Source organism: Acinetobacter sp. YH01022, from assembly GCF_013420235.1.
GTDB lineage: Bacteria > Pseudomonadota > Gammaproteobacteria > Pseudomonadales > Moraxellaceae > Acinetobacter.
On the sequence record NZ_VOYP01000035.1, the window covers coordinates 16047 to 31163 of the forward strand.

A 15117-nucleotide genomic window follows, 5' to 3' on the forward strand; every position below is an offset into this window, starting at 1 on the left:
AAAAACCTGTGTTGCCCGAAATGATCTGAAAGTAGGGTTTGTAACTGCTAATTGAAATCTACTTATTTCTATACTATTATATACAACATGAGTAAATATGTAAGCATTAGCGTTGCAGCTAAAACATTAGGTGTTTCCATTCAAACATTAAGGCGTTGGGATGAAGAAGGCACTTTGGTTGCAGATCGAACCCCTAAAAATCATAGACGATATGATCTGAGTAAGATCACGCCTGAGCAAATACACAAGCCCGATAGTCAACTTCAAAGGAAAACCATTGCATACGCAAGGGTATCGAGTCATGACCAAAAAGAAGATTTAATTCGACAGCAACAAGTTCTTGAAATGTACTGTGCAAATCAAGGTTGGACGTTTGAATTAATCTCCGATCTTGGTTCGGGTATGAACTATAGAAAAAAAGGCTTAAATAAGCTGCTAGAAGCAATCATGAATGATGAAATCGGACGTTTGGTTTTAACGCATAAAGATCGCTTATTGCGGTTTGGTGCTGAGTTGGTTTTTGCCTTATGTGAAGCTAAAAGCGTGGAGATCGTCATTCTTAATAAGGGTGAAAATTTGTCTTTTGAGGAAGAACTTGCTCAAGATGTTTTGGAAATCATTACAGTGTTTTCGGCAAGATTATATGGTAGTCGTAGTAAGAAAAACCAAAAGTTAATACAGGCAGTCAAAGACGCACTATGAGCCGATTCATACGAGGGCATGTAATCCAATTACTGCCAAATAATAAGCAAGCAAGTCATTTCGCTCAAGCGAGTGGTGTTGCTCGTTTGTCGTATAATTGGGCTTTAAAAGAATGGCAACGTCAATATAAAGCAGATAAGGAATATAGAGATCAGTGTGACTATTATGGCGTTCAGGTGGATAAAAAACTTCTAAATAAACCATCCGAAGCTAAAATAAGAAAGCACTTAAACTCGTTCAAGCGTGAGAAATACCCTTTCATGCTTAAAGTGACCAAATGTGCGCCACAACTTGCGATTAAGCAATTGGGTAGTTCATTTGATCGTTTTTTTAATGGTCAATCCAAATATCCAAAGCCTAGAAAAAAAGGCGTAGATGATCGCTTCTCATTATCAAATGACCAATTCAGCATTAAAGATAGAAAAATTAGTATCCCAAACTTGGGTTGGGTAAAAATGACTGAGGATTTGCGTTATCAAGGAAAAATATTATCAGCGAAAATATTTAAACAGGGTGGTAAGTGGTTTGCTTCGATTGCTGTTGAATTAAATCAGCCTGAGAAACTTCACCCCAAAACAGGTTTATCTGTTGGTATTGATTTAGGTGTTTCTAGTCTTGCCACTTTATCTAATGGCGAGGTTGTTCCATCAAGTGCGCCACTAAAGAAACAGCTTGCCAAGTTAAGACGACTTGCTAAGTCTTTTAGCCGTAAAAAGAAAGGTAGTCAAAACAGAGAAAAAGCGAAAACCAAGCTCTCTCGTTTGCACTACAAAATATCATGCTTGAGAAAAAACAATCTTCATCAAGTCACATCTGATTTAGTTAAGCGATTCGATCTGATTGCGATTGAGGATTTAAATGTGAAAGGTATGGTACAAAACCGTAAGCTCTCAAGAGCCATATCGGATATGGGCTTTTATGAGTTCAAGCGACAGTTGATTTACAAGGCTAAACAGCATGGCAAATCAATACTTTCTGTTGGACGATTCTTTCCAAGCAGCAAGATGTGTTCGAATTGTGGTGAATTAAACCAAAACCTGACACTTGCAATGCGTGAGTGGCGATGTTCATGTAACACCCTGCATCACAGGGATATTAATGCTGCCATCAATATTCTAAAACATGCAGATAAAGAATTGGTGGCTACATAAGCCACCAATGGCGGTGAGTTACACCGTGACAGCCTATGGAATTGAGGTAATCCCAAGCGCAATAGCAATTGGTTCTTGATGATGAAGTAGGAATTAAACATTAAACCCACGTAAGTAGGTTTAAGTAGGTTTTAAATAACGGGAGTTATATCAATCACAATCGTGGCTGCAGTACACTTCATATAGGGTCTGCATGATTTTTAGCACCCGTATATCACTGAATTGATAAAAAATCTGTTTGCCTTCCCGTCGTGTTGATACGATCTGGCTGTTTCTTAATACAGTCAGCTGTTGTGACAAGGTAGGTTGGTGGATATCCGTACGTTGTTCTATGTGCTGTACATTCAGCTCGCCATCGACCAAGACACAGAGAATTTTAAGACGGTCAGGGTTGGATAAAACTTTCAGACAATCACTGACCAAATCAACTTGTGAAAAGTCTATTTGTGCTTTTAACGGTACAGGGTTCATGTAGGTGTCCTGATAAGCCATGATGAGATACAAAAAAATCAGCATTTTCGCTTGAATATTTATATTTATTATATAATATAAAAATATATATTGTAAATGAGTAGATTTACTATGCATGATTTTCTCATCGCATTTCTCGGCGGATTATTACTGGGGGTAGCGGTAGTCGGCTATCTCTATGTGCATGGCCGTATTGCAGGGGTCAGCGGATTGATTGGACAGGTACTGAATCCACAGACCGTGTTTAAAACCCCTGCAATCTGGTTTATGTCAGGTTTGATTGTCACGCCCTTTATTTATGGATTTTTTGTCCAGCCCGAGATCGAGTTGAACACCAGTCCGCTGATGATGATCATCGCGGGTCTGCTGGTTGGCTTTGGTACGCGCCTGGGTTCAGGATGTACCAGTGGTCATGGAATTTGCGGGATGAGCCGTTTATCGAAGCGTTCTATCCTGGCCACCATGAGCTTTATGTTCGCCGGTTTTGTTACGGTTTATATCATTCGCCATATCACAGGAGCTTTCTAAATGAAGAATTTTCTGGCTTTCATTTTCGGCGGTTTGTTCTCTGTGGGGCTGATGGTCTCTGGGATGTCGAATCCGGAAAAAGTGCTCGACTTTCTGGATCTGTTTGGCGACTGGGATGCCAGCCTGGCTTTTGTGATGATGGGTGCAATTGCTGTGGCATTTATTCCCTTTCAAAAAGCGCTACGCAGTCAGGCACCGAAAACGATCTTTAATGAACCGATCGATTTGCCAAAGAATAACAAGATTGATCCTAAACTGATTTCGGGCAGCCTGCTCTTTGGTATCGGTTGGGGGATTGCCGGGATATGTCCTGCACCAAGTTTTACCTTGATTGGTCTTGGGCATTATCAGGTTCTGTATTTTATTGTCGCGATGCTTGCAGGCGTGTTGATTCACCGTAAGTGGGCAGGAGCTTAACCATGTCAAATTTCCCTGTTGTAAAAGACTTTTTCCATGAAGATACCAATACTTTCAGTTATGTGGTGAGTGATTCTTCAACGAAAGCCTGTGCAATTATTGACAGTGTGCTGGATTATGATGCTGCATCTGCCAGCACCTCGACCACACATGCCGATCAGATCATTGCCTATGTCAAAGCGCAAGGTTTAACCGTCGAGTGGATTCTGGAAACCCATGTCCATGCCGATCACTTGACTGCAGCGCAGTATCTCAAAGCTGCGCTCGGGGGCAAGATCGCCATGAGCCAGAAAATTGCGATGGTTCAGGAAACCTTTGCTGCGATCTACCATCTGGATATCAAGCAATGGAATGCCCAGCAGCTGTTTGACTACCTGTTTGAGGATGATGAGAAATTCCAGATTGGTTCCATCGAAGCCTATAACATTCCCACCCCTGGACATACACCGGCCTGCTTGAGTTATGTTATCGGTGATGCGGTCTTTGTCGGAGATACCTTGTTTATGCCGGATTATGGCACGGCACGTTGTGACTTTCCTCGCGGCAGTGCAGCCATACTTTTTGATTCGGTACAACGCCTGTTCGAATTGCCGGAAAGTACTCGGGTATTTCTATGCCATGACTATTTGCCAGAAACGCGTGATCGCTATGTGTGTGAGACGGATATCCAGACGCAAAAAAACCGCAATATTCATATTCATCATGGCACGAGCAAAGCTGAATTTGTCGAGATGCGTAACAAGCGTGATGCAGGTTTGAGTATGCCCAAACTGATTCTGCCTTCAATTCAGATCAACATGAAAGCAGGACAGTTCCCTGAACCGGAAGAGAATGGGGTTTCTTATTTAAAGCTTCCGCTGAATTACTTCAAATAGGCAAGTTTCAGGATTAAACCAGTAGGTTCTTTGGTTGAACCACTGGAGTCAAGAGAGGTATAGGTGTGATGTGGTTGATACTGGAAGGGCTGGCCATCGGTGGCTTGCTGGGTTTAACCGGTGCGGGTGGTGGTATTCTGGCTGTACCGGCACTGATGGCAAGTCAGGGTTGGACGGTAGCACAGGCTGCACCTGTAGGCTTGCTGGCAGTGACTCTATCAGCACTGGTTGGAACATTTGAAGGTTTGTCCAAGCGCATCGTACGTTATCGTGCCGCGCTCTGGATTGCACTGATCAGTATTCCTTCAGCGCGTTATGGCGTGCATTTGGCTGGAATTATCTCTCCTGTATGGCTCACGCTGGCTTTCAGTTTGGTGATGCTGATCATCGCTTACCGGATATTCTTTAATAAGGTCCATGATCATGGAAATGCACTGTGCAAGGTTAATCAAACGACTGGTCGCCTGATCTGGAATATGAAAACAGCATTGTCTCTCGGCGCTATTGGGGTCGTTGCAGGTCTGCTGACCGGTTTGCTTGGAGTGGGTGGGGGGTTCGTGATTGTCCCGGCACTGCGTAAAGTGACTGACCTGGATATGCGCAGCATCGTTGCAACTTCGCTGATGATTATTTTCCTGATTGGCGGTGTCAGTATTTCTGTACACGTACTGGATGGCTTTCAATACCCTGTTTCGGTCACGCTGACTTTCGTTCTGGCCTGTATTGTGGGCATGTTAATAGGACGTCGTGCGATGCACCGGATAGACAGTCATCAGGTGCAGAAAATTTTTGCCACGACCGTGATTGGGGTGGCGATGTATTTAATCTATTCAGCACTCATGGGCTAAAACAGCTGGTTGGGAATTTAAACTAAACCGCTTTTAATCTACCTGATCATAGTTTATAAAATATGAATATGATTTTAATGGCTGAGGAAGAATGAAAATGATGAAAACTGCAGAGCAATTGATCCAGAATGCAAAAAGCCGAATTCAGGAAGTGAGTGTAGCTGAACTGTTTGAAGCGATGAAAAACCATAAAACCATTCTGATTGATGTTCGGGAACCGGATGAATTTCAGGCGGCAGCGATAGACCGTGCGGTGAATTATCCTCGTGGTGTTTTAGAAATGAGAATTCACCAGCATCCTGTGGCGAGCCATCATTGCGATACCTTGCAGGCACTGGAACATCTTAAAGATCAGACGATTTATCTGATCTGTGGCACGGGTGGACGTTCCGCATTGGCAACCGATACCTTACAGAATATGGGTTTTACCCAGGTCAAGTCTGTGCATGGCGGTTATCAGGCCTGGCTGGAGCAGGGCTATCCGGTAGAAAAATAAGCCGTTAAATAGATGAAAAACCGTATTGTTGATTGTTTAATGTGAGAGGCAGTAATGAAATACAAAGAATTAACCCAGAACATTTCAGGCAGTTTAAAAACTTTAACTCAGGATTCACCTGATTTAATGAAAAGTTTTAATCAGTTGTCCCAGACGGCTATGCGTGACGGCGTGATTGATCCCAAAACCAAGGAAATGATTGCTTTGGGAATTGGTGTCGCATCGCGTTGTGATGGTTGTATCGGTTTTCATGTCAGAACCTTGGTCAAAATGGGGATGACCCTGCAAGAACTGGAAGAACTGTTAGGTGTTGCAGTATATATGGGCGGTGGGCCTTCATTGATGTATGCTGCAAATGCACTGGATGCCTTTAAAGAGTTTTCCAGCTGATTGGATACGGGTCACTGGCAGTCCTGCCGAGTTTAGAATCAAGCTGATGGAATAACAGGTCGATAAATCACAAGAAAAACTGATGATTGAGGCCTCATACTATTGATCTTGATAACATTTCCTCATACTAAAAAGTGTGCTTCAACCAGCGCACTTTTTTTGGCTGTATCTTAAGATTCAACTCAGCTTGATTTGCTATGCTGTATTTAAAATAAAGTCAGCACAGGTTTCTTATGCTTCAGCGTACAACCACTTCTTCAACGGATTTACTGATCCGGTTTCTGCATATTGTCATCATGTTGAGTTTTACCGGGGCTTATCTGACCGGGGATGCAGAAGAATGGCATCAAATCCATATGGCCTTTGGCTATACCCTCGGAATCAGTCTGATATTAAGAATTTTATGGCAGTTTGGCGCTCCCCGACTGGCTCATACTCAGCCTTCAGGGCCAAGCAGACGATTGCAGGTGATCAAGCCCTTTGTGCAGCGTTATTGGGCACAGCCGCAGCAATGGATTTCGCCAACATTTTTAAAAGCAGCCAGTTCCAGCCTGTTTCAGCTCAGCATACTGGGTATTTTTCTCCTGCTACCTTTAACGGTGCTGGCCGGCTTTTTGACCGACTATACCTATAGCCACACTTTAAAAGAAATTCATGAACTCTTTGCCAATCTGTTTTTAGCCAGTGTGTTGCTGCATTTGACAGCGCTGACACTGAATAGTGTTCTGCTTAAAAAATGGCTGGCAAAACGGATGTTCTGGGGAGCCGAATCACATTCATGGTTCACCCTGTTTGCTGCACTATTTTCACTGGGCGTGTTGATAGCTTTCTGGTTTTTCTATTTGAGCTAAGCTGATATGAATGCAGAACTGAGAAGGAGATGAGATTTAAACATCTCCTTTGACACATTGAGAGGGTTCATAACATCAAATGACAAAACATTGATGGAATGGATCGTTTAAATGGGATGAGTTCTGATGGGGTGGTGGAGTAATGAAAGTAATTAAGTTTTTAGCTTATTGGATAATCACCATTATTCAGTTTTTTGGAGTTTATACCTATTTCAATGAGGTACTTGATTGGCATGGTGTATTCGGAATAATCGTGGCGATTATTACAGCGGGGATTCCTGTTGTCGGCACGACTGTGGGTGTGCTTGGGGTACATTATGGATGGGATTGGACTTGGCCTGCTGCCTTGGCATTGTACTTATGTCCGTACATTTTGATGGGCCTGATTATTCTTTTATATACCCTGTTTGACTAGTGATCGCTCGTAGCATGACGGGTCTGAAACCACAGCAACAATACTGCATGTACTCTACTGTGAGAGAATCAACTCATAATCCGTTGGTCGACAGTTCAAGTCTGTCTGGGCCCACCATATAAAACAACCACTTACGTGTACTAATCGTAAGTGGTTTTTTTGTTTTTGAATCCTAGTAAGCAAATGGTAAGCAGCTTAAATCAACATTATTCTTAATTGTTTTTGTTGGATAAAGACTTTAAAGATAGAATTTCCTATAGTTACTCAAATTCAAGTGACGACTTGGGTATGGGGCGATCTAATTCTGGCATGGCTTAATCTATATGAAAGCAATAAAGTGTCATACTATGTTGTGTGTAAGTGTTTTATTTTATTACTCAAAAACACAATCAGAATAATTTTCACATGATGCTTTTAGATATAAACAATCTCATGACGTAGCAGTGCTACAACCTGACTGCTCAAACCATTGGATAAATAAAGCCCTTGTAAAAACAAGGGCTTTATTACACAAATATTCAAAAGCTGAATTTTTCCAAACCATCAAAATTTAAATTTCTACCTGGGTAGAAGATGAATAGAGCAATTAAAGCACTTTATTCAGTCAGACTGGGTGGATTGCCACCCCCCGCCAAGTGTTTTATACAGATCCAGTAGATTTTGTGCCTGCGCCAGCTTTCCCTGAACCTGTTTATCTGCAAGCTCATTTGCGGTTAAACGTGCACTAAGTGCACGATCCAGCGTCATTTGGCCATAACGATACAATGTACTGGCATCTTTGGCTTGTTGATTGGCTTTATGCAGTGCCTGTGCCAATAAAAGATTTTGACGACTTAACGCAAATTGAAGCTGATAACTACTGTCTACTTCAGCAAGTGCTTTTAATACAGCATGATCATAATCGGCCAGAGCAGCCTGCAAACGATGATCACTTATTTCAATATTATGATGAATACGTCCGGCTGTAAAAATTGGCAAAGTCATCCCTGCACTCACCAAACCACCATAACCTTTTAAATCTGGTAAATCGCTATCCAGACTCAATTGCCCGGTTTGCCAAAAAAACTGCATATTAAAACGCGGTAATAAATCTGCCTGTGCACTGGCCCGTTTGGCACTATATGCTTGTACCACCGCCTGTTTGGCCTGTATATCTGGACGACGATTCAGGATTTGCAACGGCCGCTGTCCTTGCGGGGGGGCTGGAATATGCTGCAAGATATTTTGTGGGCTTGCTGCGAGTTTAAATCCTTGTGGCACTTGGCCGGTCAATACCGCGATATTACGCTGATACGCATCGGCCTGTGCCTGTAGAGTGGCTAATTGTGCTTGTACTGCTGTAAGTTTGGCATCTACATCTTTAACATCATAATCGGTAATCTGGCCAGCTCTAAATCTCCCCTGAGCATACCGTTTTAACTGCTGTAACGTCGCAACCGTATGATCACCAATTTTGATGCGTTGCTGTAAACTGCGAACGGTAAAGTAATTCTGGGCAATATCACTAGCAACCAGCATTTGAGCGCCATACCATTGCTGCATGGTCGCCAGACTGGCATATCGGGCAGCATCTACATCACTTTTTTTCTGTCCAAAAATATCGAGTTCCCAGCTCGCAATAAAGCCCATGTGCTGCGCATGTCCATTAAAATTGAAATTATCATCGCCCAGTGATGACCCGAGTTGAGATAAAACATTTTTCACATCTGAATTTAACGGATTGTCTAGCTGGAATTGATGAGCACTAACCCCTGCATTGGCCCCTAAGGCGGGCTTGAGGTCGGCTTCTGCTAATTGTGTGGTAGAACGTGCAGCCTGTAAATTTTCCAGTGCTACCTTTAACTCGTGATTGGTTGTCAGTCCCTGTTCAATCAATCGGTTTAGCACAGGATCATTCCAGTTTTGCCACCATTGTGCAATTTCTGCCGATCCTTTTGCCATATCGGTCTGATCAAATTGTAAAGGCAGCATAACCTGGGACTCTACTTGGACTTGATCTTTGGCACAGCCACTTAAAATTAACCCCGTTAACAAACTCACATACAGCCATTTATTCATTTTTATCCCCCTGGTTTAACCTTGCCGTGCCAACATATGACGAAAACGCCCAAGTGCCAATGCCAGAAATACAATCCCCATCAGCGTCATAATCAGTAATTTATCCCACACACTATCAATACCGGCATTCCGGAATAAAACAAACTGTCCGAACTGAACATATTGTGTGACGGGTGAAATCTGCGTCAACCATTGCATGACTTCAGGCATACTTTCCAGTGGCGACTCCGAACCGGACAATAACCGTGTGACCACATATACCGGCAAACATAGCAAGCCAAATTGTGGCATTGTGGGAGCAAGCGTTGCCAACCAGATTCCCAGTGCCGATACCGAAAACAAATAAATCACTGTTCCCAAGGTAAATAAAGTCACAGAACCATTAATGGGTACCTGCAACCAGTGATTTACGACAAGCCATAAGGACAGTAAAGCAGCTACGGTAATCACCAATCCATTGGTCAGAATTTTGGCCATAGCAATTTCACTGGCAGAAACTGGCATCACCAATAAATGCTCAATGGTTCCATGTTCACGCTCGCGGATAATTGCCGCACCAACCAGCACCATGGCCAGCAGGGTAATATTGGCAATAATCTGCACAACACTGAGATACCAATGTGATTCGCCATTCGGGTTATACATGACATGCAGGACAGGCTTCACCGGGAGTAAACTTTCTGAAGAAGGCTGTTTTAAAAATTGACTGACTTGCTGTGAAATGATTTGTTGAAGATAGACTAGACCAATACCGGCCTGTGTAACTGAGGTTGCATCCGCCAAAACCTGAATTTCAGGGGCACGACCTGCGACCACATCTTTTTCAAAATTGGCAGGAATGTCAATCACAAAAACATATCCGCCCTGATTCATCTGCTGGTCGATATTTTCCCGTTGTTCCAGTACTGGCGTTTTAAAATACGGCTGCTGTAAGGCATCCCGTATTTGATACGATAACTGCGAATGGTCGGCATCGAGAATGGCAATTGATGAATGACGGACTTCCGTGGTAATTCCTGTAGAAACCGTATAAACAGCCACCGAAAGGACCACCACAATCAAGACCATTAACGTATAATCACCTAGCAAACTGCGCAGTTCTTTCCGGCTTAAAAACCAGACATTTTTCATCCATTGCCACATGCTATTGCTCCTGTTTCTTTAAGAACAAACCTGCCAGCAATACATATAGGATGCAAAATAGCGTCAACATTACATAATATTGGACAAAATCCTGAAAACCCAAACCCTTGGTAAAACTCCCCAGACTGATCAATTGATACCATGCAGTTGGAAATCCCCAACCGATCCAATAATTTACGCCCGTTAATGTAGATAATGGATAAAGTAACCCTGAAAAATTCAATGCGGGAATTAAGGTAAAAATCGCCGATGCAAAAATCGCCGCAACCTGCGTTTTGACCAGACTCGAAATCAATAAACCAAAAGCTGTCGCGGCACAAACCAGTAAGAGTGCCCCTAATGTCATGGCCCAGAAACTTCCTGAAACAGGGACATCCAGCACCACAACGGCAAGCCAGACCAGACTGAAATAACTGCACATCGCCAAAGCGATATAAGGTAACTGTTTACCAATTAAAAACTGTCGGACTGATGCCGGAGACGTATACAAGTTGGTAATTGAGCCGATTTCCCGCTCTCGCACCACACCGAGGGCGGTCATCATGGCGGGAATCAACATCATCGCCATCATGATCATTCCAGGTGTAAAAGCATAAATACTTTTGAAATCCTGATTATAGACAAATCTTGGCTGTATCGAGACCGCAGATTTGACCTCTATCGGCAGCCCCATGGCCGTTATTTTATCTGTCCCGTAATTACTCATCATGCCAAGAATAAAACCCTTAATATTTTCCGCAGTAAATGGCATGGAACCATCTACATAGAAGCCGACTTCCGGTTTATTTCCACGCATCAGATCTCGACCAAAATCAGGTGGAATATCAATCACCAACCTGGCTGTAGATGTTCTTAACACAGGATCAATTTCAGCCTCGGAACCAATATATTTTTCCAGCGTAAAATATCGCGAAGCCGTAAAATATTCCGTTAAGGCCCGACTTTCCACACTTTGATCACGATCCAGAATTGCGAGTTTGACATTTTTAACATCAAAAGAAACGCTATAGGATGCTGTCATCATGAGAATGATCGGGCCAAGAATCGCAAAAAACATTCGAATCGGATCACGCCATAACTCTTTGCCTTCCCTGACAGCAAATGTCCAGACCATGGCAAACCAGGCCATTAATCTATAAAAAAGTGTCTGGTTCTGGCGGGCTTCACTTCTTAAACTCTCTTGCTCTTGATCGGTGTGATGCTGAACAGGGTGTTCAGCTTCACCTGATGCTTGCTCCAGATAAATAATAAATGCCTGCTCGAGTTCATCTGTGTGTTGCGCCTGACACAATGCCTGCGGTGTCCCTACTGCCAGAACCCGTCCACGGTGCATAAATGAAATACGGTCACAACGTTCAGCTTCATTCATAAAATGCGTCGAAACAAATATCGTAATACGATCCTGTCGCGATAATTTTATGAGATGCTGCCAGAACATATCTCGTGCAGCTGGATCGACGCCAGAAGTAGGCTCATCCAGAATCAATACTTCCGGATGATGTAAACATGCTGCGGCTAACTGTAAGCGTTGCCGAATACCTAAAGGCAAAGCGGCGGGCTGAGTATCTGCTTCTTTTTGCAGATCAAACTGCTGCAATGCACTTTGCACTGCATTTTTAGCATCATTCCCTGTGAGCCTGTACAATTTTGCATGTAGTTCCAGATTCTGACGTACCGTTAATTCTTCATATAATGAAAATGCCTGTGACATATAACCCACTTTCATTCGGGTTGCCATGTCTCCTGCATTAATTTCTTTTCCTAGCAGTTTTGCCGTGCCTGAACTGATATCCAGCAAGCCTGTTAGCATTTTCATGGTGGTGGATTTGCCACATCCATTTGAGCCTAAAAAACCAAAAATTTCACCGCGTGCAATCGTAACGTTAACATGATCTACTGCAATAAAATCACCAAATTGCTTGGTCAAATCATGTGCTTCAATTGCCGGAGGAGAATCTGGATCTGCAACAAATGGCGTCACGTGTAACACGCCCGTTCCACGTTTATTTTCTGGCAGCAGCTTCACATAAGCTTCTTCGAGTGTTTGACTCTGGGTCTGCTGTAACACTTCCTGCGTTGTTGCATTGGCAATTAACTGTCCATCATCCATCGCCAATAAATATTCAAAGCGTTGCGCTTCGTCAATGTAAGCGGTTGAAACAATCACCGTCATTTCCGTATTTTCAGCGCGTAAATCATCAACCAGATTCCAGAATTGCCGTCTTGATAAAGGATCAACACCTGTCGTCGGCTCATCTAGAATTAATAATTGCGGATTATGGACTAAAGCACAGCATAAACTCAGCTTTTGTTTCATGCCGCCAGATAATTTACCAGCCGGACGATTCACAAAAGGATCTAATCCTGTTGCCTGTAATAATCGCTGGATTCGCTGTTTTCGGGCACGGGTATCCAAACCAAAAAGGCTCGCATGAAAATCTACATTTTCATAGACAGACAATGTGGGATATAAATTGTGCCCCAAACCTTGGGGCATAAAAGCGATACGCTGTGACAAATGTTTCTGGATTTTTTTTTGTGAAATATCCTGATCAAAAATCAAAACCTGCCCGCTTTGGATCACCTTCACCCCGGCAATAAGGGATAATAATGTTGATTTTCCAACACCATCAGGTCCAATCAACCCGACTGTAACAGATTTGGGAATCGACAGATGAATATTATTTAATGCTCGAACCTGCCCATAAGTATGAGAAACGCCCTGTAACGATACAGCAGTTACAGTGTTTTCTTGCTGTTTTACATCCGTCATGGCGAACTGCCTATTCAATTTTATTGTGTTCTGGCGTTTTGCTGTAATTGCGGTAATTTGGCCTGCCATTGTACTGGCCATGCCTCTTGTGGATTGGTACGGACATAACCATTACCAGTTAAGCCACCTTTTAACACCCCTTGATACTGCAAGCTAATTTGTTGGGGAATACGCAATTTTACCTTATACATAAGTTTTTCGCGTTCATTGGCTGTTTCCACATATTTAGGGGTAAATTGTGTATTGCTGGCAATAAATGTAATTTTTGCAGGCCAAACTGCATCAATCCCGTCAAGCACAACTATGGCATCATCACCCAGCTTTAATTTTCCAACGGTATCTGTAGGAAGAAAAATTGATAAAGTCACATCACTAGGATCAAGTAAAGTGATGACTTTACTGCCAGGCCCAACAACATTGCCCAGTTCCGCAATACGATACTCTACCCGACCAGTCTGTGGTGCGCGGATGAACATATCCTTATTGGCCGAAGATGCGATATTCATTTGTGCCTGAGCCTGATTAACCGCAGCAATTGCTGACTCCCGTGCTGCCTGGGTTGCTTTAACCGCAGCTGCCTCGCCATCCCGTGCTGCTTGACGGCGTTGCACTTCTACCACAGAAATCAAATCCTCCTTTTTCAGCTGTAGCGCATTATCCAGCTCGAGTTGTGCAACCTTTAACTGCTGTTGTCTTGCTGCAATCTCAGCTTCGGCCTGATGTACTGCTTCTTCTGCACGCTGTTTACTGGCTTGTGCACCTTCAACCAAACTGTGACTTTGCTCAGCTGACAAAACCACTAATACTTCATCTTTTTTAACCAGATCACCTTCTTGTACCTTAATATCAATCACCCGGCCTGGATACAAAGAGGCGACATCAAGTCGCTGTAGTTCCAATCGCCCATTACTCCCCTCAAAACCCGAAGGTAATTTTTTCAAACTTTGCATATTGACCCATACAGCCCCCCCGATAAGTACACACACAATTACAGCAATAATGAGCCATTTTTTTTGCATTGGCTTTATTCCTTATCAAATACAGACATAAAGGCATATTATAATGGTTCGGTTACACAAACCAGTCCATCAAAACTTATTCAGTAATATTATTTCCAGATGAATAAGCAGGCTTGAATGATATTCACCTTATTTTCCTTATATTATTCATTTTTTGGATAACAAGACTTTTAATAATCCGAGTTACTGTTTTTTGAATGAATTGCCAATTTTATATATGAAAGCAATAAAGTGTCATACTATGTTGTGTGTAAGTGTTTTATTTTATTGATATTAAATTTAAATGATATTTATTAAAGTATCATACTATACGCAAAAACTAATCTAAGTATAATTCTATTAAAATAAAAAAGTTTCATACCAATATTTCAATATACTGAAAATAATGAAAGAGGTGGTCCCACATGTTTGAACAACTAAAAGCTTATTTATAAGTGATACTCTGCTCTAGTTAAGCTACCTTATTTTGTTGTGGTAGCTGGTCATAGTAAAACTCATCTGGAGTCATTTTGTCCAGACTCGAATGAGGTCGTTTCAAATTATAAAATTCAAAATATGCGTTTAATTGCTTCTTCGCATCCAAAACATTGCTGTAGGCTTTGAGATACACCTCTTCATATTTAACGCTCCGCCATAATCGTTCAACCATCACATTATCGACCTATGAGCAGTATACTGCGCAAGTTTACCATCCATACTGATTTGAATGCCATTTGATTTCAATACATCAATAAATGCATCACTGGTAAACTGACTGCCTTGGTCTGTATTAAATATTTCAGGTCGACCATATTTTTCAATAGCTTCATTTAATGTTTCTATGCAAAATGTAACCTCCATACTAATCGATACTCTATGCGCAAGTACCTTGCGGCTATGCCAATCAATCACAGCACATAAATAAACAAAGCCTTTTGCCATAGGGATATACGTTATATCCGTAGACCACACTTGATTACTGCGCTGAATAGCCAATCCTT

Annotated in this window: 15 protein-coding genes and 1 pseudogene; 10 read left to right on the plus strand and 6 right to left on the minus strand. The window is 42.4% G+C overall.

What is annotated here, in order from left to right:
- Window positions 1-87 precede the first annotated feature (87 nt).
- Together FTT87_RS12135 and FTT87_RS12140 are read left to right on the plus strand one after the other, a co-directional pair.
- Window positions 88-702 (plus strand): IS607 family transposase, encoded by a 615-nt coding sequence (locus FTT87_RS12135; RefSeq protein WP_005402019.1) that lies wholly within the window; start codon window positions 88-90, stop codon window positions 700-702.
- Window positions 699-1853, plus strand: coding sequence for an RNA-guided endonuclease TnpB family protein (locus FTT87_RS12140; protein ID WP_005402020.1), 1155 nt, complete (start codon window positions 699-701; stop codon window positions 1851-1853). The genes FTT87_RS12135 and FTT87_RS12140 overlap by 4 nt, the downstream gene beginning before the upstream one ends.
- Window positions 1854-2003: 150 nt before the next feature.
- Here the strand turns inward: FTT87_RS12140 and FTT87_RS12145 are convergent, their stop codons facing one another.
- A complete protein-coding gene (locus FTT87_RS12145; RefSeq protein WP_180082656.1) occupies window positions 2004-2324 on the minus strand; it encodes a metalloregulator ArsR/SmtB family transcription factor in 321 nt (106 codons plus the stop codon).
- A 111-nt stretch (window positions 2325-2435) separates the two neighbouring features.
- On the opposite strand from FTT87_RS12145, the gene FTT87_RS12150 reads away from it, so the two are divergent.
- The 8 genes from FTT87_RS12150 to FTT87_RS12185 all read left to right on the plus strand — a co-directional run bounded on the left by FTT87_RS12150 (window position 2436) and on the right by FTT87_RS12185 (window position 7144).
- Window positions 2436-2852 carry a YeeE/YedE family protein gene (locus FTT87_RS12150; RefSeq protein WP_180082654.1) on the plus strand — a complete coding sequence of 139 codons (417 nt, stop codon included), beginning with the start codon at window positions 2436-2438 and terminating at the stop codon, window positions 2850-2852.
- Window positions 2853-3269 (plus strand): DUF6691 family protein, encoded by a 417-nt coding sequence (locus FTT87_RS12155; protein WP_086176663.1) that lies wholly within the window; start codon window positions 2853-2855, stop codon window positions 3267-3269.
- Between the two features lie 2 nt (window positions 3270-3271).
- Window positions 3272-4144: an MBL fold metallo-hydrolase gene (locus FTT87_RS12160; protein WP_180082652.1), complete on the plus strand. Its 873-nt coding sequence runs from the start codon at window positions 3272-3274 to the stop codon at window positions 4142-4144.
- A 68-nt stretch (window positions 4145-4212) separates the two neighbouring features.
- Complete coding sequence (locus tag FTT87_RS12165) at window positions 4213-4992, plus strand: sulfite exporter TauE/SafE family protein (protein ID WP_086194896.1); 780 nt, start codon at window positions 4213-4215, stop codon at window positions 4990-4992.
- Window positions 4993-5092: 100 nt separating this feature from the next.
- Window positions 5093-5488, plus strand: a complete 396-nt coding sequence (locus FTT87_RS12170) for a rhodanese-like domain-containing protein (protein WP_086195123.1) — start codon at window positions 5093-5095, stop codon at window positions 5486-5488.
- Window positions 5489-5542: 54 nt separating this feature from the next.
- Window positions 5543-5878, plus strand: a complete 336-nt coding sequence (locus tag FTT87_RS12175; RefSeq protein WP_086194895.1) for a carboxymuconolactone decarboxylase family protein — start codon at window positions 5543-5545, stop codon at window positions 5876-5878.
- Between the two features lie 233 nt (window positions 5879-6111).
- The gene (locus tag FTT87_RS12180; protein ID WP_086194894.1) at window positions 6112-6729 is read left to right on the plus strand and encodes a cytochrome b/b6 domain-containing protein; all 618 of its coding nucleotides are present in this window, start codon (window positions 6112-6114) and stop codon (window positions 6727-6729) included.
- 142 nt (window positions 6730-6871) lie between these two features.
- Window positions 6872-7144: a hypothetical protein gene (locus tag FTT87_RS12185; protein ID WP_180082650.1), complete on the plus strand. Its 273-nt coding sequence runs from the start codon at window positions 6872-6874 to the stop codon at window positions 7142-7144.
- 600 nt (window positions 7145-7744) lie between these two features.
- On the opposite strand, the gene FTT87_RS12190 is transcribed toward FTT87_RS12185, so the two are convergent.
- The 5 genes and pseudogenes from FTT87_RS12190 to FTT87_RS12210 all read right to left on the minus strand — a co-directional run.
- Complete coding sequence (locus tag FTT87_RS12190) at window positions 7745-9202, minus strand: efflux transporter outer membrane subunit (RefSeq protein WP_180044042.1); 1458 nt, start codon at window positions 9200-9202, stop codon at window positions 7745-7747.
- 15 nt (window positions 9203-9217) lie between these two features.
- On the minus strand, window positions 9218-10345 hold the full coding sequence (locus FTT87_RS12195; RefSeq protein ID WP_004871265.1) for an ABC transporter permease: 1128 nt from the start codon (window positions 10343-10345) through the stop codon (window positions 9218-9220).
- 1 nt (window position 10346) lies between these two features.
- The gene (gene rbbA / locus FTT87_RS12200; RefSeq protein ID WP_004871262.1) at window positions 10347-13118 is read right to left on the minus strand and encodes a ribosome-associated ATPase/putative transporter RbbA; all 2772 of its coding nucleotides are present in this window, start codon (window positions 13116-13118) and stop codon (window positions 10347-10349) included.
- A 20-nt stretch (window positions 13119-13138) separates the two neighbouring features.
- Window positions 13139-14137 carry an HlyD family secretion protein gene (locus FTT87_RS12205; RefSeq protein WP_004871259.1) on the minus strand — a complete coding sequence of 333 codons (999 nt, stop codon included), beginning with the start codon at window positions 14135-14137 and terminating at the stop codon, window positions 13139-13141.
- 451 nt (window positions 14138-14588) lie between these two features.
- A pseudogene (locus tag FTT87_RS12210) lies at window positions 14589-15117 on the minus strand (IS3 family transposase); the annotation flags it as partial.